Genomic DNA, 24,421 nt, shown 5'->3' with positions numbered 1-24,421 from the left:
GCGCGGTCGCGGTGGGTCGGTCCGAGTCGGTGACCGACGTCGGCGCGTCGATGGTGTGGGGTGTGGGTCGGGTCGCGGCCCTGGAGCTGCCGCAGACGTGGGGCGGTCTGGTCGACGTGCCGGCGGTCCTGGGTGAGCGTGAGAGTCGCCGGTTCGCGGGAGTGCTGGCCGGCGGCGGTGAGGATCAGGTCGCCGTTCGCGCGTCCGGGGTGTTCGTCCGCAGGATGCGGCCCGCGTCTCCGGTCGGTTCGACGCCCCCGGTGTCGTTGTCGGGCACGGTTCTGGTCACCGGTGGGACGGGTGCGCTCGGTTCGCGTGCCGCGCGGTGGGTGGTGCGCCGTGGCGCGGAGCGGGTGGTGTTGCTGTCGCGTCGTGGCGAGCGGGCACCGGGCGTCGGTGACCTGGTGGCGGAGTTGGCCGCCGAGGGTGCCGAGGTGTCGGTGGTGGCGTGTGACGTCGCCGACCGTGATGCCGTGCACGCCGTGATCGCGGGCATCGAGGGCCTGACCGGCGTGGTGCACGCCGCGGGCGTCTCCGGCATGGAGGGCCTGCTGGACGTGTCGGAGGAGTCGTTCGGGGCGGTGGTGTCGGGCAAGGTGTCGGGTGCGCTGCACCTGGACGAGGCGACCGCCGACGTGGATCTCGATCTGTTCCTGGTGTTCTCGTCGATCGCCGGAGTGTGGGGCAGTGGCGGTCAGGCGGCCTACGCGGCCGGTAACGCGTTGTTGGACGCGTTGGTGGAGTCGCGCCGCGCCGCCGGGAAGGTGGGCACGGCCGTCGCGTGGGGTCCGTGGGCCGAGGGTGGGATGGCCGGCGAGGCGAATGCCGCCGACTACCTGGCCCGTCGTGGCCTGGCCGCGATGGACCCGGACCTGGCCATGCACGCCCTGGCGTTGGCGGTCGACGCCGGCGACGCGACGACCACGGTCGCCGACGTGGACTGGTCGCGGTTCGTGGCGACGTTCGCCGCGCAGCGTCCGGCGCCGCTCTTCGGTGAGCTGGCGGTGGTCGCCCCCGAGACGCCCGCCGACGATGCGCTGGCGGCACGCCTGGCCGGCCTGTCGGAGGCCGAGCGGCGTCGGGAGCTGCTGGCGCTCGTGCGGACCCAGACCGCGAAGGCACTCGGTTACGCCGGGGCGGCGCAGGTGGAGCCGCAGACGGCGTTCCGGGACCTCGGTATCGACTCGGTGACGGCGGTGGAGGTGAAGAGCCGCATCAACGCGGCCACCGGCCTGCACCTGGGGTCGTCGCTGGTGTTCGACTACCCGACGCCGCAGGTCCTCGCCGACCACCTCCTCGACACGCTGGGACTGGCCGGCTCGGACGACGCTCCCGTTGCCACCGTGACGCAGCCGCTCACCGGCGAAGACATCGTGATCGTGGGGATGGCGTGCCGGTATCCCGGTGGGGTCGAGTCGCCGGAGGATCTGTGGCGGTTGGTCGCCGGGGGCGCGGATGGCATGTCGGTGTTCCCGTCGGACCGGGGTTGGCGGGTGCCGGACGCCGCCGGGTATGCGGCGGTGGGTGGGTTCGTCGACAGCGCGACCGGCTTCGACGCGGGTTTGTTCGGGATCTCGCCGCGTGAGGCGGTGGCGATGGATCCGCAGCAGCGGCTGTTGTTGGAGGTGTCGTGGGAGACCCTCGAACGCTCCGGGGTGGATCCGCGCTCGCTACGCGGGCGGCCGGTGGGTGTGTTCGTGGGCGCGTCGAATTCGGGTTACGGCACGGGTGGGTTGTTCGCGGAGACCGGTGACGGTCACGTCCTGACCGGTACGGCGAACAGTGTGATCTCGGGTCGGGTGTCGTACTCGTTCGGGTTCGAGGGCCCGGCGATGACGGTGGACACGGCGTGTTCGTCGTCGTTGGTGGCGTTGCATCTGGCGGCGCAGGCGTTGCGTAGTGGTGAGTGTGATCTGGCGCTTGCCGGTGGGGTCACGGTGATCACTGGTCCGGAGGTGTTCGCGGAGTTCGCCCGCCAGGACGGCCTGTCGTCGGACGGGCGGTGCAAGTCGTTCGCGGGGGCCGCGGACGGCACGGGTTGGGCCGAGGGCGTCGGCATGCTGCTGGTGGAGCGCCGTGGTGACGCGGAACGGCTCGGGCACCGCATCCTGGCCGTCATCAGCGGCAGCGCCGTCAACCAGGACGGTGCGTCGAACGGCCTGACCGCGCCGAACGGGCCGGCGCAGCAGCGGGTGATCCGCCAGGCCCTGGCCAGCGCCGGTCTGACGACCGCCGACGTGGACGTGGTGGAGGCGCACGGCACCGGCACGAAACTCGGTGACCCGATCGAGGCGCAGGCGTTGCTGGCCACGTACGGGCAGGATCGTGAGCAGCCGTTGTGGTTGGGTTCGATCAAGTCGAACATCGGCCACACCCAGGCTGCGGCCGGTGTCGCCGGGATCATCAAGATGATCCTGGCGATGCGCCACGGGATGCTGCCGGCGACGTTGCACGTGGACGAGCCGTCCCCGCACGTGGACTGGAGCGCGGGCGCGGTGGAACTGCTGACCGCGGCCCGGACGTGGGAGCCGGACGGCAGTCCACGACGCGCGGCGGTGTCGGCGTTCGGGATCAGCGGCACCAACGCGCACCTGATCCTCCAGGAACCGGCCGCGCAACCCGCCACGGTCGAGGCGCCCGAGTTCGACGGCCCGCTGCCGTGGCTCGTCTCCGCCAGGTCGGCGGAGGCGCTGGCCGGGCAACTGGTCCGGCTTCGACAGACCGTGGCGGAGCTGGACCCGGCGGCGGTGGCCTGGTCGCTGGCGACCGGGCGGGCCGCGCTGGAGCACCGCGCGGTGGTGCTCGCCGGCACCCGCGACGACCTCCTCACCGGTCTCCAGGCGCCCACGGTGTCCGGCGTGGCCGCCGAGGGCGGCCTGGCGGTGCTGTTCACCGGCCAGGGCGCGCAGCGGATCGGCATGGGCCTGCAGCTGGCGGATCGGTTCCCGGTGTTCGCGGCGGCGTTCGACGCGATCCGCGCCCGCTTCGACCAGCTCCTCGACATGCCGCTGCGGGACGCCATCGACTCCGACGCCATCCACCGGACCGTCTACACCCAGGCCGGCCTGTTCGCCGTCGAGGTCGCGCTGTTCCGCCTCGTCGAGTCCTGGGGCGTGACCCCGGACTACCTGCTCGGTCACTCGATCGGCGAGATCGCCGCCGCGCACGTCGCGGACGTGCTGTCGCTCGACGACGCGGTCACCCTGGTCGCCGCGCGCGGCCGGCTGATGCAGGCGCTGCCGGCCGGCGGCGCGATGCTCGCGGTGCAGGCGTCCGAGGCCGAGGTCCGGTCGATGCTGGCCGGCGGCGTGGACGTCGCCGCCGTCAACGGCCCCACCTCGGTCGTCATCTCCGGTCCGGCGCACGCGATCGACGAACTGGCGCCCAGGTTCGCCAAGGCCACCCGGCTCACGGTGTCGCACGCGTTCCACTCGTCGCTGATGGAACCGATGCTCGCCGACTTCGCGGCCGCGATCGCGCACATCGAGTTCACGACCCCGCGCATCCCGATCGTGTCGAACCTGACCGGCGAGCCGGTCGAGCAGTTCACTACCGACTACTGGGTGCGTCACGTCCGCGAGGCGGTCCGCTTCGCCGACGGCGTGGCGTGGCTGCGGGCGCAGGGCGTGACCCGGGCCGTCGAGGTCGGCCCGTCGGGTGTGCTGTCCGCGATGGCGCGCCTGACCGCGCCGGACCTCACGTACGCGCCCGCACTGCGCAAGGACCGCGACGAGGCCGAGAGCCTGCTGTACGCGGTCGCCCAGGTGTGGACGGTCGGCGTGCCGGTCGACTGGACCGCGATCCTGCCCGCCGCGCCCCGCGTCGACCTGCCCACCTACGCGTTCCAGCGGGACCACTACTGGCTCACCCCGCTCGACCTGCCGGCGACCACCGCCACGGACCCGGTCGACTCGGCGTTCTGGCAGGCCGTCGAGGGCGAGAGCCTGCACGACCTGCTGCACACCGACGTACCGGCCTCGCTGGGTATCGCGCTCGCCGAGTGGCGCCGCGACCGGATGGCCGCCGGCGCTGTCGCGTCCTGGCGCTACGACGTCACCTGGCAGCCGGTCGCCGACCCGGCTCGGCCCGCCACGGGCTCCTGGATCGTGCTGACCCCGCACGACGGTGTCGCCGACCCGCTGGTGTCCGCGCTGAGCGGCGCCGGCCTGGACATCGTCGAACTCCCGGTCATGCCCGAGGACCTGGACCGTGCGGTCCTCGCCGAGGAACTCGCCGCCATGGGCGCGGGCCTGGCGGGCCTCGCCGGCGTCGTGTCCCTGCTGTCGCTGGCCGAGCCCGCCGATTCGGTGGTGCCGCACAACTTCCTGACCGTCGTGCAGGCCCTCGGCGACAGCGGCATCGCCGCGCGGCTGTGGTGCGTCACCCAGGGCGCCGTCTCGGTCGGCCGCTCCGACCCGCTGCACGACGCGACCGCGGCCCTCGTGTGGGGCGCGGGCCGGGTCGCCGCGCTGGAGTCGCCGGACCTGTGGGGCGGCCTCGTCGACGTCCCGGCCGGTCTCGGCGGGCGCGAGGGCGACCGGCTGGCCGGCGTCCTCGGCGGCGGCGAGGACCAGGTCGCGGTACGGGCCTCCGGGGTCTTCGTCCGACGGCTGCGACCCGCGCCGTCGCCGGCCCGACCGCCGGCCCCGCGCACGTGGGACGGTACGGTCCTGGTCACCGGTGGCACCGGGGCGCTCGGTGCTCAGGTGGCCCGTTGGCTGGTGGGTCGTGGGGTGTCGCGGTTGGTGTTGACGTCGCGGCGGGGGATGGACGCGCCGGGTGCCGCCGAGTTGGTGGCGGAGCTGTCGCCGGCGCGGGTGGACGTGGTGGCGTGTGACGTCGCGGACCGCGCCCGGGTGGCGGAGTTGCTGGCCGGGATCCCGGACCTGCGCGGGGTGGTGCACGCCGCAGGCGTCGCCGGCATGGGCCTGCTCTCGCAGACCACCGCCGAGGAGTTCGCCGAGATCGTCCGCGGCAAGGTCGCGGGCGCGGTCAACCTGGACGCGTTGACCGGCGAGCTGGACCTGTTCGTGGTGTTCTCGTCGATCTCCGGGGTGTGGGGCAGCGGCGGCCAGCCGGCCTACTCGGCCGGCAACGCGTTCCTGGACGCGCTGGTGCAGTCCCGTCGCGCGAGCGGCAGGGCCGGCACGGCGATCGCCTGGGGCCCGTGGGCCGAGGCCGGCATGCTGGTCACCGAGGAGGGCGCAGAGGACTACCTGCGCCGTCGCGGGCTGCGCCCGATGCCGCCGGCGCTGGCCGTCCAGGCGCTGGCCGAGGCGGTCGACGCCGACACCGGTTGCCTGACCGTCGCCGACGTCGACTGGGCCCGGTTCGGGCCGGCGTTCACCGCCTCCCGGCCCAGCCCGCTGCTGCACGACCTGCTCCCCGTCGACGAGGCCCCGGCCACGTCGACGCCCGACACCAACCAGTGGGCCGGACACCTGGCCGCGCTCGGCCCGGCGGAACGCTCCCGCACGGTCCTCGGCCAGGTCCGTCGGACCGTCGCCGAGGTGCTCGGGTACGCCGACGTGGACCGGGTGCCGCCGGGCCGGGCGTTCAAGGACCTCGGCATCGACTCGCTCACCGCGGTCGAGCTGCGCGACCGGTTGCAGGCGCTGACCGGGCTCGCGCTGCCGGCCAGCCTCGCCTTCGACCACCCCACCGCCACCGCGGTCACCGACCTCCTCCAGTCCCACGTCAGCGGCGCCGACGCGGACGCGCCGGTGCTGACCGCCACCGCCGTCACCACCGACCCGATCGTCATCGTGAGCATGGCGTGCCGGTACCCCGGCGGGGTGACCGGTCCCGAGGACCTGTGGCGGCTGGTCGCCGACGGCGCCGACGCGGTCGGGCCGTTCCCGACCGACCGGGGCTGGGACCTGGACGCGCTGTTCGACCCGGACGGCAGCCGAGCCGGCAGCTCGTACGTGCGGGAGGGCGGCTTCCTGCGCGACGCCTCCACGTTCGACGCCGACATGTTCGGCATCTCGCCGCGCGAGGCGCTGGCGATGGACCCGCAGCAGCGGCTGCTGCTGGAGACGACGTGGGAGGCGCTGGAGCGGGCGGGCGTCGACCCGACGTCGCTCTCCGGCACGCCCACCGGCGTGTTCGTCGGCACCAACGGCCAGGACTACACCACCCTGTCCGCGTCCGCGGCCGAGTCCGAGGGCTACGTCGCGACCGGCACCATCGCCAGCGTGATGTCCGGGCGGCTGTCCTACGCGTTCGGCCTCGAAGGCCCGGCCGTCACCGTCGACACCGCCTGCTCGTCGTCGCTCGTCGCGCTGCACCTCGCCGGGCAGGCGCTGCGGCAGGGCGAGTGCGACCTGGCGCTGGTCGGCGGCGTGACCGTGATGACCACCCCGTACACGTTCGTGGAGTTCAGCCGCCAGCAGGGCCTGTCGTTCGACGGCCGGTGCAAGTCCTTCGGCGCCGGTGCGGACGGCACCGGCTGGTCCGAGGGCGTGGGCATGCTGGTGGTCGAGCGACTCAGCGACGCCCGGCGCAACGGTCACCGGGTGCTCGCTGTGGTACGCGGCAGCGCGGTCAACCAGGACGGCGCCAGCAACGGGCTCACCGCGCCCAACGGCGGCGCGCAGCAGCGGGTGATCCGGCAGGCGCTCGCGAACTCCGGCCTCACCACCGGCGACGTGGACGTGGTGGAGGCGCACGGCACCGGCACCAAGCTCGGTGACCCGATCGAGGCCCAGGCGGTGCTGGCGACCTACGGCCAGGAGCGGAGCGCGGAACGGCCGCTGTGGCTGGGCTCGATCAAGTCGAACCTCGGTCACACCCAGGCCGCCGCCGGCGTCGCCGGGATCATCAAGCTGATCATGGCGATGCGGCACGACACGATGCCGCCCACGTTGTACGCCGAGGAGCGCACCCCGCACGTCGACTGGAGCGCCGGCGCGGTGGAGCTGCTGACCGAGGCCCGGCCGTGGAAGCCGAACGGCCACCCCCGCCGGGGCGCGGTGTCGTCGTTCGGGATCAGCGGCACCAACGCCCACGTGATCATCGAGGAGCCGGCCGCGGTCACCGACCCGCAGCTCGGCGTCCCGCCGGTCGAGGGCCGTCAGCCGTGGCTGGTCTCGGCGCGCTCGGCGACGGCGTTGGCCGGTCAGGTGGAGCGGCTGCGTGAGTTCGTGACCGCCGAGCCGGAGCTGGACCCGGCCGCGGTGGCCTGGTCGCTGGCGACCGGTCGGGCGGCGCTGGAGCACCGCGCGGTGCTGCTGGCCGGCACGCGTGAGGGCTTCCTCACCGGCCTGCGGGCCGGGCGGGACGACGCCGGCCGGCACACGTCCACGGGTGCGGACGCCGCCGCGCGGGGCGCGTCCGTCGAGCCGGATGCCGCCGGTGTGCCGGCGTCCTCGGTGCCCGACGTCGCCGGCCTGCCGGCGTCAGTGGTGTCGGGTCTGGTCACCGAGGGCGACCTGGCGTTCCTGTTCACCGGTCAGGGCGCGCAGCGGATCGGCATGGGCGCCGGCCTGTACGCCCGGTATCCGGTGTTCGCGGCGGCGTTCGACGCGATCCGCGCCCGTTTCGACCAGCTCCTCGACGTGCCGTTGCGCGACGCGATCGACTCCGACGCGATCCACCGGACCGTCCACACCCAGGCCGGGTTGTTCGCGGTCGAGGTGGCGCTGTTCCGTCTGGTCGAGTCGTGGGGGATCACCCCGGACTACCTGCTGGGCCACTCGATCGGTGAGATCGCCGCCGCGCACGTCGCGGGCGTGCTGTCGCTCGACGACGCGGTGACGCTCGTCGCGGCGCGCGGACGGCTCATGCAGGCGTTGCCGGCCGGCGGGGCGATGCTCGCCGTGCAGGCGTCCGAGGAGTCGGTGCGCGGGATCATCGCCGGCACGGGTGTCGACGTCGCGGCGGTCAACGGCCCGACCTCTGTCGTCGTCTCCGGCCCGGAGGAGAAGATCGACGCGTTGGCGCCACGGTTCGCCAAGGCGACCCGGTTGACGGTGTCGCACGCGTTCCACTCGTCGCTGATGGAGCCGATGCTCGCCGACTTCGCGGCGGCGATCGGGCACATCGAGTTCGGCGCGCCGCGTATTCCGGTGGTGTCGAACCTGACCGGTGCGCCGGTCGAGGAGTTCACCGCCGACTACTGGGTGCGCCACGTCCGCGAGGCGGTGCGTTTCGACGACGGCATGTCCTGGCTCGCCGCCAACGGCGTCACCCGCTGCCTGGAGATCGGCCCGGCGGGCGTGCTGTCCGCGCTGGCCGCCCCGGACCTCGCCTACGTCCCGGCGCTGCGCAAGGACCGCGACGAAACCGACAGCCTGCTGCACGCGGTCGCCACCCTGTGGACCGCCGGCGTACCTGTCGACTGGGCCGCGATCCTGCCCGCACGCGCTCGACTGGAACTGCCCACGTACGCCTTCCAGGGCCGCCGCTTCTGGCCCGACGCCGCCCCCGGCGCCGCCGTCGCCGTGCCCGGCCTGACCGTCACCGACCACCCGCTGGTCGGCCTCGCGATGCCGGTGGCCGGCGCCGACGAGGTGCTGCTGACCGGCCGCCTGGCCGCGTCCGCCCAACCTTGGCTGGCCGACCACACCGTGTGGGACCGCGTGGTCGTCCCCGGCACCGCCTTCGTCGACCTGGCCCTGCGAGCCGCCCGGCAGGTCGGCGGCGGCCGGATCGACGAGCTGACCGTCGAGGCGCCGCTGATCCTGGCGGCCGGTGGCGCCGAGGTGCAGGTGCGGGTCACCGCACCGGACGGGTACGGCGTGCGCGACGTGCGGATCCACGCCCGGCCGGCGCACGACGCCGACGGCCCGTGGACGCTGCACGCCTCCGGCGCGCTCACCGACGCCGACGCAGACGACACGTTCACCCTGGCGCAGTGGCCGCCGGCCGACGCGCAGCCGGTGGAGCTGGACGGCTTCTACGACCGCCTCGCCACCGACGCCGGCCTCGACTACGGGCCGGTGTTCCGGGGCCTGCGGTCCGCCTGGCGCACCGCCGACACGGTCTACGCCGAGGTGGCGGTGCCCGCCGAGGCGCACGCCGACGCGGCCCGCTTCGACCTGCACCCGGCGCTGCTGGACGCCGCCCTGCACGGCTGCGCCCTGCTGTTCCCGGCCGACGGCACCGCACGCCTGCCGTTCGCCTGGTCCGGCGTCACCCTGCACGCCACCGGGGCCACCCGGCTGCGCGTCGAGTTGAGCCTGGCCGGGCCGGACGCGGTGACCGTACGGGTCGCCGACGGCATCGGTGAGCCGGTCGCCACCGTGCGACGGCTGATGCTGCGCGGCGCCTCCGCGGAGCAGCTCCCCACCGGTGCCCCGGCCGCCGTCCGCGACGCGCTGTTCACCGTCGAGTGGACGCCGCTGCCGTCCCCGGCCGGGGACCCGGTCGAGGGCGTCGTGGTGCTGCCGGTCCGCGACGTCGACCAGGCTCTCGACGCCGTACGGAACTGGCTCGCCGCCGACGACGCGGCCGGCACGCTGGCCGTCGTCACCCGGGGCGCGGTCCCGGCCGGCGGCCCGGTCTCCGACCTGCCCGGCGCCGCGGTGTGGGGCCTGCTGCGGTCCGCGCAGACCGAGAACCCGGACCGGATCGTGCTCGTCGACGTGGACCACGACGACCCCGCCGCGCCGGCCGTCGTCGACGCGGTCGGGCTCGGCGAGCCCGAGGTGGCGATACGCGCCGGCGAGTTCCTCGTCCCGCGCCTGGTGCGCGCCACCCCCGGAATCGGGGCGCCCGCCCCGATCGACGGGACCGTGCTCATCACCGGCGGCACGGGTGGCCTCGGTGCGCTGCTCGCAGCGCATCTGGTCGAGACGCACGGGGTGCGGGACCTGGTGCTGGTGAGCCGCTCCGGCGGGCCGGCACCGGAGTTGGACGCGCGGGTGCGGGTCGTCGCGGCCGACGTCACCGACCGGGCCGCGCTCGCCGCGGTGATCGACGGCATCGACGACCTCGCCGGCGTCGTGCACTGCGCGGGCGTCCTCGACGACGGGGTGTTCACCGGCCTGACCGCCGAGAGGGTGGCCGGGGTCATGGCGCCCAAGGCGGATGCGGTGGTGCACCTGCACGAGCTGACGCGCGACCTCGACCTGGCGATGTTCACCGTGTTCTCCTCGGTGTCGGCGGTGTTCGGGTCGGCGGGTCAGGCGGCGTACGCGGCCGCGAACGCGTTCCTGGACGGCTTCATGTCGTACCGTCGTGGTCTCGGTCTGGTCGGTCAGTCCCTGGGCTGGGGATTGTGGGCCAACGCCGCGGGCATGGGCGGTGAGCTGGCCGCGCGACTGGGCGGCGGGATGTCCGACGAGCTGGGCCTGGCGTTGTTCGACGCGGCCCGCCGGCTGCCGGACGCGCACGTCGTCCCGGCGCGGCTCGACCTCGACGCGGTACGGGCCTCGGGGACGGTGCCGCCGCTGCTGCGCCGGCTGGTCACCACGACGGTCCGCCGGGCCGACGACGGCGGCGCCACCGGCACCGGCCTGGCCGACCGGCTGGCCGCGCTCGCCGACGCCGACCGCGACCGGCTGCTGACCGACGTGGTGTGCACGGCCGCCGCCGGCGTGCTCGGCCACTCCTCGGGTGACGCGGTGCTGCCCGGCCGGGCGTTCAAGGACCTCGGGTTCGACTCGCTCACCTCGGTCGAGCTGCGCAACCGGCTCAACGCGGCGACCGGACTGCGGCTGCCCGCCACGCTGGTGTTCGACTATCCGACCCCGGACGCGCTCGCCGGCTGGCTGCGCACCGAACTGCTCGGCGCACCGGCCCCCGCCCAGGCGCGGCGCGTCCGGGCCGCCACCGACGACGACCCGATCGCCATCGTCGGCATGAGCTGCCGCTTCCCCGGCGGGGCCAACAGCCCCGAGGAGCTCTGGCAGCTGCTCAGCGACGGCGCCGACGCGATCGGCCCGTTCCCCACCGACCGCGGCTGGCCCGCCGACCCGGCCGGATACGCGCGCCAGGGCGGCTTCCTCGACGCGGCCACCGACTTCGACGCCCGGCTCTTCGGCATCTCGCCGCGCGAGGCGGTCGCCATGGACCCGCAGCAGCGGGTGCTGCTCGAAGCCTGCTGGGAGGTGTTCGAACGCTCCGGCATGGATCCCGAGTCGCTGCGCGGGGAACCGGTCGGCGTCTTCATCGGCGCCTCCACGTTCGGCTACGGCATGAACGGCGGGATGCCCCCGGGCAGCGAGGGTCACCTGCTCACCGGCACCGCCCCCAGCATCATCTCCGGGCGGGTGGCGTACACGTTCGGGCTGGAGGGGCCGGCGCTGACCGTGGACACGGCCTGCTCGTCGTCCTCGGTCACGCTGCACCTGGCGGCGCAGGCGCTGCGCCGGGGCGAGTGCACGATGGCGCTCGCCGGTGGCGTCACGGTGATGGCCAGCGCGGGCATCTTCCCGAGCTTCGACAGCCAGGGCGGCCTGGCCGGCGACGGGCGGTGCAAGCCGTTCTCCGCCGACGCCGACGGCACCGGCTGGTCCGAGGGCGTCGGCGTGCTGCTCGTCGAGAAACTCTCCGACGCCCGGCGCCACGGCCACCAGGTGCTCGCCGTGGTCCGCGGCACCGCGGTCAACCAGGACGGGGCCAGCAACGGGCTGACCGCCCCCAACGGCCCGTCCCAGCAGCGGGTCATCGGGCAGGCGCTCGCCGACGCCCGGCTCACCCCGGCCGACGTGGACGTGGTGGAGGCGCACGGCACCGGCACCGTCCTCGGCGACCCGATCGAGGCGCAGGCGCTGCTCGCCGCGTACGGCGGCGACCGGGACGGGCAGCCGCTCTGGCTCGGCTCGATCAAGTCGAACATCGGCCACACCCAGTGCGCCGCGGGCGTCGCCGGCATCATCAAGATGGTGCTCGCGATGCGGCACGGCGTCCTGCCCCGGACGCTGCACGCCGACCAGCCCTCGCCGCACATCGACTGGACCGGAAACGCGCTGCGCCTGCTGACCGAGCCGGTGTCGTGGACCGCCGGCCCCGGGCGCCCGCGCCGGGCCGCCGTCTCGTCCTTCGGCATCAGCGGCACCAACGCCCACGTCGTGCTGGAGGAGGCGTCCACCCGGGCGCCCGCCCCGGCGCCGGCCGAACCGGACCCGAGCGTCGTGCCGTGGGTGCTCTCGGCCCGCACCGCGGAGGCGTTGCGGGCCCAGGCGGGCCGGCTGCACCAGCACCTGCTCGCCCACCCCGACCTGCGCCCGGTCGACGTGGGGCACACCCTGGCGAGCGCCCGCGCGGTCCTGGAGCACCGCGCCGTGGTGCCCGCCGCCGCCGTGGAGACCCTGGCCCGCATCGCTGCCGGTGACGACACCGGCACGCCGGCCGGCACCGGCCGGACCGCCGTCCTGTTCACCGGGCAGGGCGCGCAGTGGCCGGGGATGGGCGCCGGCCTGGCGACCCGGTTCCCGGTCTTCGCCGAGGCGTTCGACGCGATCGTGGCACGCTTCGACGGGCTGCGGGAGGCGCTGGAGTCCGACGCGATCCACCAGACCGTGCACACCCAGGCCGGGCTGTTCGCGGTCGAGGTGGCGCTCTACCGGCTCTTCGAGTCGTGGGGCGTCACCCCCGACTACCTGCTCGGCCACTCGATCGGCGAGATCGCCGCCGCCCACGTCGCCGGCGTGTTCGACCTGGACGACGCGGTGACCCTGGTGGCCGCCCGGGGCCGGCTCATGCAGGCGCTCCCGGCCGGTGGGGCGATGCTGGCGGTCCGCGCGTCGGAGGCCGACGTCCGGGCCGCGCTGCCGGCCGGGGTGGACGTCGCCGCGGTCAACGGCCCGAACGCGGTGGTCCTCTCCGGGCCCGCCGACGCGATCGACGCGCTGGAGCCACGGTTCCCCCGCGCGACCCGACTGACCGTGTCGCACGCGTTCCACTCGTCGCTGATGGAGCCGATGCTCGCCGAGTTCGGCGCCGCGATCGAGAACCTCACCTACCGGGCGCCGCGGATCCCGGTGGTGTCGAACCTGACCGGCGAGCCGGTCGAGGAGTACACCGCCGGCTACTGGGTGCGGCACGTCCGGGAGGCGGTGCGGTTCGCCGACGGCGTCGCCTGGCTCGCCGCGCACGGCGTGGTGCGGTGCCTGGAGGTCGGCCCGCACGGCGTGCTCACCACGATGGCTCCGCAGACCGCACCCGACCTGCTCTACGCGCCCGGTATGCGGCGCAACCGCGACGAGGCGGCGACCGCGCTGGACGCCGTCGGTCGGCTGTTCGTCTCCGGCGCCGCCGTCGACTGGACCGCGGTGCTCGACGGTCGGGGCGGGCGCACCGTGCCGCTGCCGACGTACGCGTTCCAGCGTGAGCGGTTCTGGCCGGCGTCCGTCGGGGCCGGCGACGTCACCTCCGCCGGCCTGACCGGCGGCGGCCACCGGATGCTCGCCGCCTCCGTCCGGCTGACCGGCGGCGACGGCGACGTCTACACCGGCCGCCTGTCGGTCGACAGCCACCCGTGGCTGGCCGACCACGTCGTGCTCGGCCGGATCGTCGTCCCGGGCACCGCGTTCGTCGAGCTGGCGGTGCACGCCGGCCGCGGCGCGATCCGCGAGCTGACCCTCGCCGCGCCGCTCGTGGTGCCGGCCGGCGGCGCGGTCGACCTCCAGGTCCGGGCCGCCGAGCCGGACGAGGCGGGGGACCGGCACGTCGTGATCGCGGCGCGGGCCGACGGCGCGACGGACTGGACCACGCACGCGACCGGCGTGGTCAGCCCCGGCGCGGGCCCGGCGCCGGCGTTCGACCTCACCGCCTGGCCGCCGGCCGGCGCGGAGCCGGTCGACGTCAGCGGACTGTACGCGGCCACCGCCGCCGCCGGACTCGACTACGGTCCCGTATTCCAGGGCCTGCGGCGGGCCTGGCGGCTCGGCGCCGACGTCTACGCCGAGGTCGAGACCACCGATCCGGAAGCCGGCCTCTACGCGCTCTTCCCGCCGCTGCTCGACGCCGCGCTGCACGGCATCGGACTCGGCACCTTCGTCGGCGACGCCGACCGGCCGTGGCTGCCGTTCAGCTGGTCCGGCGTCACCCTGCACGCGATCGGCGCCACCGCCGCCCGGATCCGGCTCTCCCCGGCCGGCACCGACACCGTCGCGGTGCGGGTGGCCGACGGCGCCGGTCAGCCGGTCGCCACCGTCGACGCCCTGGCCCTGCGCCCGGCCACCCTCCCGGCCGACGCCGCCGGACCGGCGAACGCGTTCTTCACCGTCGACTGGGTCCCCGCCCCGGCGACCCCGGGCGACACCGCGCCGAACGCGGTCGTCGCCGGCGACCCGGCGACCGCCGAGCGGCTCGGCCTGCCGCTGGTCGACGAGCCGGCCGCCGTGGCGGACCTCGTCGTGGTCCCGGCGACGTCGGTCACCGAGGTCCTCGGTCTCGCCCAGCGCTGGCTGGCCGACGAGCCGGACGGGCCGTCCCGCCTGGTGCTGCTCACCCGATCGGCGGTCCCGGCCGGCGGCCCGGTGGCCGACCCGGACGGCGCGGCGGTCTGGGGCCTGATCCGCAGCGCCCAGAGCGAGAACCCCGGCCGCATCGTGCTCGCCGACACCGACGACGACCCCGCCTCGTGGGCCACCGTCGTCGCGGCGGCGGCCGGCGACGAGCCGCAGATCGCGGTACGCGCGGGCACGGTCCTCGTGCCCCGGCTGGTGCGGGCGGAGGCGCCCGCGGCGAGCGAGCCGGAGCCGTTCCCCGGCACGGTCCTCATCACCGGCGGCACCGGGGCGCTCGGCGCGCTCGTCGCCGAGCACGTGGTGCGGACCCACGGCGTACGCGACCTCGTGCTGGTCAGCCGACAGGGCGCGGACGCGCCCGGCGCCGCCGACCTGGTGGCGTCACTGGAAGCGCTCGGCGCCCGGGCGACGCTCGCCCGCGGCGACGCCGGCGACCGGGACGACCTGCGCCGCGTCATCGCCGCGGTCCCGGCCGCGTCGCCGCTCACCGGCGTGATCCACTGCGCCGGCGTGCTGGACGACGGCGTGCTCGGCAGCCTCACCGCCGAACGGGTCGAACGGGTGCTGCGCCCCAAGGCGGACGCCGCCCGGCACCTGCACGAGCTGACCGCGCATCTCGACCTGCGCTGGTTCCTGCTGTTCTCCTCCGTCGCGGCCACGTTCGGCGCGCCCGGGCAGGCCAACTACGCGGCGGCCAACGGGTTCCTCGACGGTCTCGCGTCGCACCGGCGCGGGCTCGGCCTGCCCGCCCAGTCGATGGCGTGGGGCCTCTGGGCGGTCTCCTCCGGGATGACCGGGCAGCTCGACGACCGCGACGTCGCCCGGATCGGCGGCGGCATGACCACCGCCGACGGGCTCGCCCTGTTCGACCGGGCACTGGCCGCCGGCCTGCCGCACGCGGTGCTGAACCCGCTGGACCTGCGCGCGCTGGCCGGGGCGGAACTGCCGCCGCTGCTGCGCACGCTGGTGCCGGCGGGACCGCGCCGCGCCGGGGAGTCCGCACCGGACGGCCGGGAACTGGCCCGGCGGCTGGCCGGTCTCGACCCGGCCGGGCGGCGGGAGGCGATGCTCGACCTGGTCCGCGGCCAGGCCGCCGCCGCCCTCGGCTACCCCGACCCCGTCGCGATCGAGCCGGAGCGCGGCCTCACCGACCAGGGCCTCGACTCGCTGACCGCGGTGGAGCTGCGCAACCGGCTGGCCGCCGCGACCGGACTCCGGCTGCCCTCCACCCTGGTCTTCGACCACCCCACCGCGGTACGGCTGGCCGCGGAAATCGACAGGCGGCTGGCGGCGGCGGGTCCCGCCGACCCGGGCCTGCTCGACGACCTCGACCGGGTCGCCGGCGGTCTCGCCCTCGACGGGCTGGACGAGTCGGTGCGCCGGCGGGCGGTCGCCCGGCTGCTGGCCCTGGCGGCCAAGTTCGGCGGCACCGACGGCACCACCGAACCGGCGGCCACCGGGGGCCTCGACGCGGCCACCGACGACGAGATTTTCGCCTTCATCGACAACGAGCTCGGCGCTTCCTGAGACTGCGGAGGACTGCGATGACCAACGAAGAGAAGCTCCGCGAATACCTCAAGCGCGTCACCGCCGACCTGGCCCAGGTCCGGCAGCGGCTGCGCGCGGTCGAGGAGGCGGACGCCGAGCCGATCGCCGTCATCGGGATGAGCTGCCGCTTCCCGGGCGACGCCGACACCCCGGAGCGGTTCTGGGACCTGGTCCACGACGGTGTGGACGCGATGTCCCCCTTCCCGTCCGACCGGGGCTGGGACCTCGGGGCGATCCCGGCCGGGCTCGAACCGGTGGGCGGCTTCCTGCCCGACGCCGCCCGGTTCGACGCCGGCTTCTTCGGCATCTCGCCGCGCGAGGCACTGGCCATGGACCCGCAGCAGCGGCTGCTGCTGGAGGTCACCTGGGAGGCGATCGAGCGGGCCGGCATCGACCCGTCCACGCTGCGCGGCAGCCGGACCGGCGTCTTCGCCGGACTGATGTACCAGGACTACGCCAAGCGGATCCTCGACATCCCCGAGGGCGTCGAGACGTTCCTCGGCACCGGCAACACCGGCAGCGTGTTCTCCGGGCGGGTCGCCTTCACGCTCGGTCTGGAGGGGCCGGCGCTCACGGTCGACACCGCATGCTCGTCGTCGCTCGTCGCCCTGCACCTCGCCGCCCGGTCGCTACGCTCGCGGGAGACCAGCCTGGCGCTCGCCGGCGGCGTCACCGTGATGGTCAACCCGGACACCTTCCTCGACTTCGCCCGGCAGGGCGGCCTGGCCGGCGACGGCCGGTGCAAGTCCTTCGCCGACGACGCCGACGGCACCGGCTGGTCCGAGGGCGCCGGCGTGCTGCTGCTGGAGCGGCTGAGCGACGCCCGTCGCCACGGGCACCCGGTGCTGGCCGTGGTGCGCGGCACCGCGGTGAACCAGGACGGCGCGTCCAGCGGGCTCACCACCCCCAACGGCCCCTCGCAGCAGCGGGTGATCGAGGACGCGCTGCGCGACGCCGGGATCGAGGCGGCCGACGTGGACGCGGTCGAGGCGCACGGCACCGGCACCCGGCTCGGCGACCCGATCGAGGCCCAGGCCCTGCTGTCCACGTACGGGCAGGGCCGGGCGGCCGGCGCCGACCCGCTGTGGCTGGGCACGGTGAAGTCCAACGTGGGCCACACCCAGGCCGCTGCCGGCGTGGCCGGAGTCATCAAGATGGTGCTGGCCCTGCGGGCCGGGGTGCTGCCCCGCACCCTGCACGCCGCCGAGCCCACCCGGGAGGTCGACTGGTCCGCGGGCGCGGTCCGCCTGCTCACCGAGGCGCGCGACTGGCCGGCGGGGGACCGGGTGCGACGCGCCGCGGTCTCCTCGTTCGGGATCAGCGGCACCAACGCCCACGTCATCGTCGAGGAGGCGCCGGCGTACGAGACTCCGCCCACGCCGCCCGTCGAGGCCCCGGACGTCGTCCCGTGGCTGGTGTCGGCCCGGTCCGCCCCGGCGCTGCGCGCCCAGGCCGCCGCGCTCGCCGACTTCGCCGGCACCGTCACCGACCCGGCCGCGGTGGCGTACGCGCTGGCCGGCACCCGCACCGCGTTCGAGTACCGCGCCGTGGTGTTCGGCCGTGAGCCGGGCGACTTCGCACGGGCGCTCACCGCGCTGGCGACGGGCGCCGAGGACGGACCGGTCGTCGTGGTGGACGGCGCGCCGGCGGAGACGGTCGCGCTGGCCGCGCGCTGGGCCGCCGGGGAGCGGGTCGACGTGCTCGCCGGCGAGCGCCCGGGGGAGCCGCATCCGCTGCCCACGTACGCGTTCCAGCGGGAACGCTACTGGCTCTCCGCCCCGGCGGCCCGGGCGCTGTCCGGCGCCACCGACGGCGCCTTCTGGGAGTCGGTGACCCGCCGCGACCGCGACGGCCTGGCCCGGGCGCTGCGCCTGGACTCGGAGGCCGAGCAGGCGTCGCTGACCGCGCTGCTGCCCGCGCTCGCCTCCTGGCACGAACGCCGCCGGACCGAGGCCGTCGTCGACTCCTGGCGCTACCGGGTGACCTGGCGTCCGCTGCCCGAGCCGCCCACCGGCCGGCTCACCGGCACCTGGCTGGTCGTCGGCGACGGCGACGACGTGGTCGAGGCGCTGCACGCGGCCGGGGCCCGCACCGTGCGCTGCCCGGCGGCGGCCGACGCCGAGACCCTGACCGACGAGCTGTTCGACGCGATCCTCGATGCCGACGACATCGCCGGCGTGGTGGCCCTGGCCGACGGGCCCGCCGCGCCGGCCGGAGTCTCCGCCGGCGCGTCGGTGGCGCTGGCGCTGATCAAGGCGCTGGGCGCGGTGGGACTGGACGCGCCACTGTGGTGCGTGACCCGCGGCGCGGTCTCCACCGGCCGGTCGGACCCGCTGCGCGAGCCGGACCAGGCCCAGGTGTGGGGGCTCGGCCGGGCCGCCGCGCTGGAGATCCCCCGGCGCTGGGGCGGCCTGGTCGACCTGCCGCCGACGATGACCGCCCGCGACGGCCGCCGCTTCGCCGCGCTGCTGGCCGTCACCGGCACGAACCCGGCCGCCGACGGGGAACCGGTCGAGGACCAGGTGGCCGTGCGCGCCTCCGGTGTGTTCGGCCGGCGACTGGTGCGCGCGGGCGCCGCCGACCCCGCCGAGTCCTGGCGTCCCCACGGGACGGTGCTGGTCACCGGCGGCACCGGGGCGGTCGGCGGGCACGTCGCCCGCTGGCTGGCCGGACGCGGCACCCCGCACGTCCTGCTGCTCAGCCGGGGCGGCCCCGACGCGCCGGGCGCCCGGGACCTCGTCGCCCAACTGTCGTCCGACACCACCACGGTCACCGTCGTCGCCTGCGACGTGGCCGACCGGGACGCGCTGGCCGCTGTGCTCGCCGGCATTCCCGCCGACCGGCCGCTCACCGCCGTCGTGCACGCCGCCGGGGCCGCCGACTCGGCCGCCCTCGCCGACGTGGACCCGGCCGGGTTCGCCGCCACCGTCCGGGCCAAGGTCGCCGGCGCGGCCCACCTGCACGCGCTCACCGCCGACCGGCCGCTGGAGCGGTTCGTCCTGATCTCCTCGGTCGCCGGGGTGTGGGGCGGCGGCGGGCAGGGCGCGTACAGCGCCGGCAACGCCTACCTCGACGCCCTCGCCGAGCGCCGCCGGTCCGCCGGGCTGGCCGCCACCGCGATCGCCTGGGGCGCCTGGGCCAGCGGCGGGATGGCGGCCGGGGACGACTCCGCCGCGTACCTGATCCGCCGCGGCCTGGTGCCGATGGCGCCGGCGGCGGCGATCGAGGCGCTCGCGACCGCCGTCGACGCCGGCGACGCCGACCTGGTGGTGGCCGACGTCGACTGGCCGCGCTTCGCGCCGGGCTTCCAGTCGGCGCGGCGCAGCGCGCTCCTCGCCGACCTGCCCGAGGCCGCCGTGACCGCCGAGCCCGACGCCGCCCCGGCCCGGCCGACGCTGCTCGCCGAACTCGCCGTCGCCGACCCGGGGGAGCGGGCGCGTCTCGTCCTGGCGACCGTGCTGGCCGAGGCCGCGGAGGTGCTCGGCCATGCCGGCGCGGACGCCGTCGAGGTCGACCGCGCCTTCGACGACCTCGGCTTCGACTCGGTCACCGCGGTCGAGCTGAGCGGCCGGCTGAAGGCCCGCACCGGGATCCGGCTGCCGGCCACACTGATCTTCGACTACCCGACCCCGGCCGTGCTCGCGGCGCACATCGAGCGGCAGCTCGACGCCGTGCCGGCCGACGAGCCGGAGCCGACGCCGCCGGTGGCCCGGCCGGAGACGGACGACGACCCGATCGCCATCGTCGCCGTCGGGTGCCGCTACCCGGGCGGCGTCCGGTCGCCGGAGGAGTTCTGGCGGCTGCTGGAGTCCGGCGGCGACGCGATCGGCGAGTTCCCGGCCGACCGGGGCTGGGACCCGGACGCCGACCCGGTCGACTACCCGCGCGCCGGCGGCTTCCTCTACGACGCGGGCGACTTCGACGCGGCGTTCTTCGACATCAGCCCCCGCGAGGCGCTGGCCATGGACCCGCAGCAGCGCGTCCTGCTGGAGACCGTCTGGGAGACCGTCGAGCGGGCCGGCATCGACCCGCACCGCCTGCGCGGCAGCGACACCGGCGTGTTCGTCGGCACCAACACCCAGGACTACGGCGTGGTGCTCACCAACACCGACACCGGCGCCGGCGGCCACCTGATCACCGGCGTCAGCGCCGCCGTCATCTCCGGCCGCCTGGCCTACACGTTCGGGCTGCAGGGCCCGGCCCTCTCGGTCGACACCGCGTGCTCCTCGTCGCTGGTCGCGCTCCAGCTCGCCGCCGCGGCGGTGCGCCGCGGCGAGTGCACGATGGCGCTCGCCGGCGGCGTCACCGTGATGGCCACCCCGGGGCCGTTCTCCGAGTTCGGCCGCCTCGGCGGGCTCGCCTCCGACGGCCGGTGCCGGCCGTTCGCCGCCGCCGCCGACGGCACCGGCTGGAGCGAGGGAGCCGGCGTGGTGCTGATCGAACGGCTCAGCGACGCGCGCCGCAGCGGCCACCCCGTCCTCGGGCTGGTGCGCGGCGGGGCGCTGAACCAGGACGGTGCCAGCAACGGCTTCACCGCCCCCAACGGCCCGGCCCAGCAACGCGTCATCCGGGCCGCCCTCGCCGACGCCGGCCTGCACTCCTCGGAGGTGGACCTGGTCGAGGCGCACGGCACCGCCACCACACTCGGCGACCCGATCGAAGCCCAGGCGCTGCTCGCCACGTACGGGCAGGAACGCCCCGCCGACCAGCCGCTCCGGCTCGGCTCGGTGAAGTCCAACATCGGCCACACCCAGGCCGCCGCCGGCATCGCCGGGATCATCAAGATCCTGCTGGCCATGCGGCACGGCGTGCTGCCCCGCACCCTGCACGTCGACGCGCCCACCCCGCACGTCGACTGGAGCGCCGGCGCGGTCGAGCTGGTCACCGAGGCGCGGCCCTGGCCGGAGACCGGCCGCCCCCGCCGGGCCGCCGTCTCCTCCTTCGGCGCGAGCGGCACCAACGCCCACCTCATCATCGAGCAGGCCCCGGCCGACGCGCCGGCCGAGCCGGACCCGGAGGCCCCCGCCGACGGCGGGCCGGTGCCGTGGGTGCTCTCCGGGCGCTCCGCCGAGGCGGTCCGGGCCCAGGCCCACCGCCTGCGCGCGTACCTGGCGGAGCACGCCGACCGGCCGGTGGCCGACGTCGCCGCGGCCCTCGCCCGGCGGTCCCGGTTCGAGCACCGGGCCGTCGTGGTCGGCCACGACCCCGCCGAACTCACCGGCGGCCTGGCCGCGCTGGCCACCGGTGAGCCGGCGCCCGGCGTCGTGCACGGCGTCGCCCGGAGTACGGCCGAGGCGGTCTTCGTCTTCCCCGGCCAGGGCTCGCAGTGGGCCGGCATGGCCCGCGAGCTCTACCAGCGCCATCCCGCCTTCGCCGCACGCTTCGACGCCTGCGCGCACGCCCTCACCCCGCACCTCGACTGGTCCGCCCACGACGTGCTGCTCGGCGTCGAGGGCGCCCCGGCGCTCGACCGCGACGACGTCGTCCAGCCGATGCTGTTCGCCGTGATGGTGGCGCTGGCCGAGGTGTGGCGCTCGCACGGCGTCCGCCCGTCCGCGGTGGTCGGGCACAGCCAGGGCGAGATCGCGGCGGCCTGCGTGGCCGGCGCGCTCAGCCTGACCGACGCCGCCACCGTGGTCGCGCTGCGCTCCCGCGAGCTGCGCCTGATCGCCGGCCGCGGTGGCCTGGTGTCGGTCGCGCTGCCGCCGGACGAGGCCACCGAGTGGATCGCGCCGTGGGCCGACCGGCTGGAGGTCGCCGTGGTCAACGGCCCGAGCGCCGTCGTGGTCGGCGGCGACGAGGACGCGCTGACCGAGCTGCTCGCGGCCGGCGAGACCGCCGGCGTACGGGTCAAGCGGGTCCCGGTCGTCTACGCGTCGCACACCGCGCACGTCGAGCCGCTGCGGGAGCCGATGCGGCGACTGCTGGCCGGCGTGACCGGCCGCCCGTCGACGGTGCCGCTCTACTCGTCGGTCACCGGCGAGCGCCTGGACACCACGACCATGGACGGCGACTACTGGTTCCGCAACCTGCGCGAGACGGTCCGCTTCGACCGGGCGGTCCTCGCCATGCCGGACGGCGCCGTGTTCCTGGAGGTCAGCCCGCACCCGGTGCTCGCCGTGCCGCTCGCCGAGCTGCTGACCGACGCCGGACGCCGCTCCGACGTGGTCGGCACGCTGCGCCGCGACGACGGCGGCCCGCAGCGGCTGCTGACCAGCCTCGCCGAGGCGTACGTGCGGGGCGTGCCGGTGGACTGGTCCACCGTGCTGCCACCGGCCGGGGCGGTCGCCGACCTGCCCACGTACGCGTTCCAGCGCCGGCGGTACTGGCCGCTGCCGTCCGCCACGTCGACCCCGGCGCCCGGGGCGGCCGCCGGCTTCGAGGCGTCCTTCTGGGACGCCGTCGACCGGTCCGACGCCGAGTCGCTGGCCGGCACGCTGGCCGTGGACCGGCCGGACGCCGTACGCGACCTGCTGCCCGCCCTGTCCTCCTGGCACCGCCGCGGCCTGCGGGCGAGCCGGCTCGACGGCCTGCGGTACGTCGCCGGCTGGACGGCCGCCGCCGACCGGCCGTTCGCGCCGCTGACCGGACGGTGGGTGGTCGTGGTCCCGCCCGCGTACGCCGCCGACCCGGACGTCCTCGCCACGCTCGCCGCCCTCACCGCGGCGGGCGCCGAGACCACTGTGGTGACCGGCGACGCCGCCGGGCCGGCGCAGCTCGACGGCGCGGCCGGCGTGCTGTCGTTCCTCGCCCTCGACGAGACCCCGCACCCCGACCACCCGGTCGTCACCGCCGGGCTCGCCGCGACTGTCGCCCTGCTCCGCGCCGTGGAGCGGGGCCGGCTGTGGTGCGTGACGCGCGGCGCGGTAGCCGTCGGCGCCGAGCCGGTGGACCGCCCGGAGCAGGCCGCGGTCTGGGGCCTCGGCCGGGTCGCGGCGCTGGAGAACCCGGCCCGCTGGGGCGGCCTGATCGACCTGCCGCCCACGGCGGACGGCCGCGCCGCGGACCGGCTCGTCGCCGCGCTGGCCGGCGCCGACGGCGAGGACCAGATCGCGCTGCGGACCGCCGGGGTGTTCCTGCGCCGGATCGAGCGGGCGCCGGTCGGGCCGAAACCCGCCCGACCGTGGACGCCGAGCGGCACCGTGCTGGTGACCGGCGGCACCGGCGCGCTCGGCGAGCGGGTCGCGCGCTGGCTTGCCGGTCGGGGCGCCGAGCACCTGGTGCTGGTGGGCCGCGGTGGCCGCGCCGCACCGGAGCTGGCCGACGACCTGGCCGCGACCGGCAGTCGGGTGACGGTCGCGGCCTGCGACCTCACCGACCGCGACCAGGTACGCGACCTGCTCGACGGCCTGGCGGCGGCCGGTGACCCGGTCCGCACCGTGTTCCACGTCGCCGGCGTCAACACCCTCGTCGACGTGGCCGACACCGGGCCGGACGAGCTGGCCGCGATCGCGTCCGGCAAGGTCGCCGGCGCCCGGCACCTGGCGGAGCTGCTCGACCCGGCGCAGCTCGACACCGTCGTCTACTTCTCGTCGATCGCGGCGACCTGGGGCGGCGGCCGGCACGGCGCGTACGCCGCCGCCAACGCCTACCTCGACGCGCTCGCCCGCAGCCGCCGGGCACCGGCCGCCCGGGTGCTCTCGATCGCCTGGGGGCCGTGGCGCGGCGGGGGCATGGTGCACCCGGACGCGGAGAGCGGGATGCGCCGCATCGGCCTGCCGCTGCTCGACCCGGACGACGCCGTCGCCGCCCTCGAACAGGCGCTGGAGCACGACGACACCACAGTCACCGTGGCCGACGTGGACTGGGCACGGTTCGCGCGGGCGTTCACCGCGCCCCGGCCCAGCCCGCTGATCGCCGACCTGCCGGACGTCGCCGGCCGGCGCGACGCGGCCCCGGAGCCCGGCGGCGACCCGGACCAGGACACCACCCGCCGGGAGCTGGCGGCGCTCGCCCCGGCCGACCGGGAACGGGCGCTGCTCGACCTGGTCCGGTCGCACGCCGCCGCGGTGCTCGGGCACGTCTCCAGCGGCGCGATCGAACCCGGCCGCGCGTTCCGCGAACTCGGCCTGGACTCGCTCACCTCGGTCGAGCTGCGGGACCGGTTGGCCGAGGCCACCGGCCTGACCCTGCCGGCGACGCTGGTGTTCGACCACCCGACCCCGGCGGCGCTGGCCGCCTGGATCGCCGCCGAACTCGGCCCGGCGGACGCGGCGGACGCCCTGCCCTCGGAGGCCGAGCTGGACCGGCTCGACTCCGCGCTGGCCGACCTGCCCGCCGACGACATCGACCGGATCCGCATCGTGCTCCGGCTCGAAGCCCTGCTCGACCGGCACGCCCGCGGCGCCGCCCCGGCCGTGCCGACCATCGACCCCGACCTCATCGACAAGCTCGGTTCGGCCTCCAGCGAAGAACTCTTCGCCCTCGTGGACCAGGACCTCGGCCTCGCCTGA

At 76.1% G+C, this 24,421-nt stretch carries 2 protein-coding genes (1 of these 2 cut by a window edge); both read left to right on the top strand.

Annotated elements, in window-relative coordinates; all coding sequences use genetic code 11:
• Positions 1-15,947 carry the 3' end of a type I polyketide synthase gene (locus O7598_RS17570; RefSeq protein WP_269692419.1) on the top strand. It extends 17,932 nt beyond the left edge of the window, so the window shows 15,947 of its 33,879 coding nt (coding positions 17,933-33,879); its start codon lies beyond the left edge, outside the window; its stop codon occupies positions 15,945-15,947.
• Positions 15,944-24,421: a type I polyketide synthase gene (locus tag O7598_RS17565; RefSeq protein ID WP_442929929.1), complete on the top strand. Its 8,478-nt coding sequence runs from the start codon at positions 15,944-15,946 to the stop codon at positions 24,419-24,421. Before O7598_RS17570 ends, O7598_RS17565 begins: the two co-directional genes overlap by 4 nt.

Origin of the sequence: Micromonospora sp. WMMC241, from assembly GCF_027460165.1 — a bacterium.
GTDB classification, from domain to species: domain Bacteria; phylum Actinomycetota; class Actinomycetes; order Mycobacteriales; family Micromonosporaceae; genus Micromonospora; species Micromonospora humi.
Note: the sequence above shows the minus strand (reverse complement) of the source record. Positions and strands in the feature narration are given on the sequence as shown.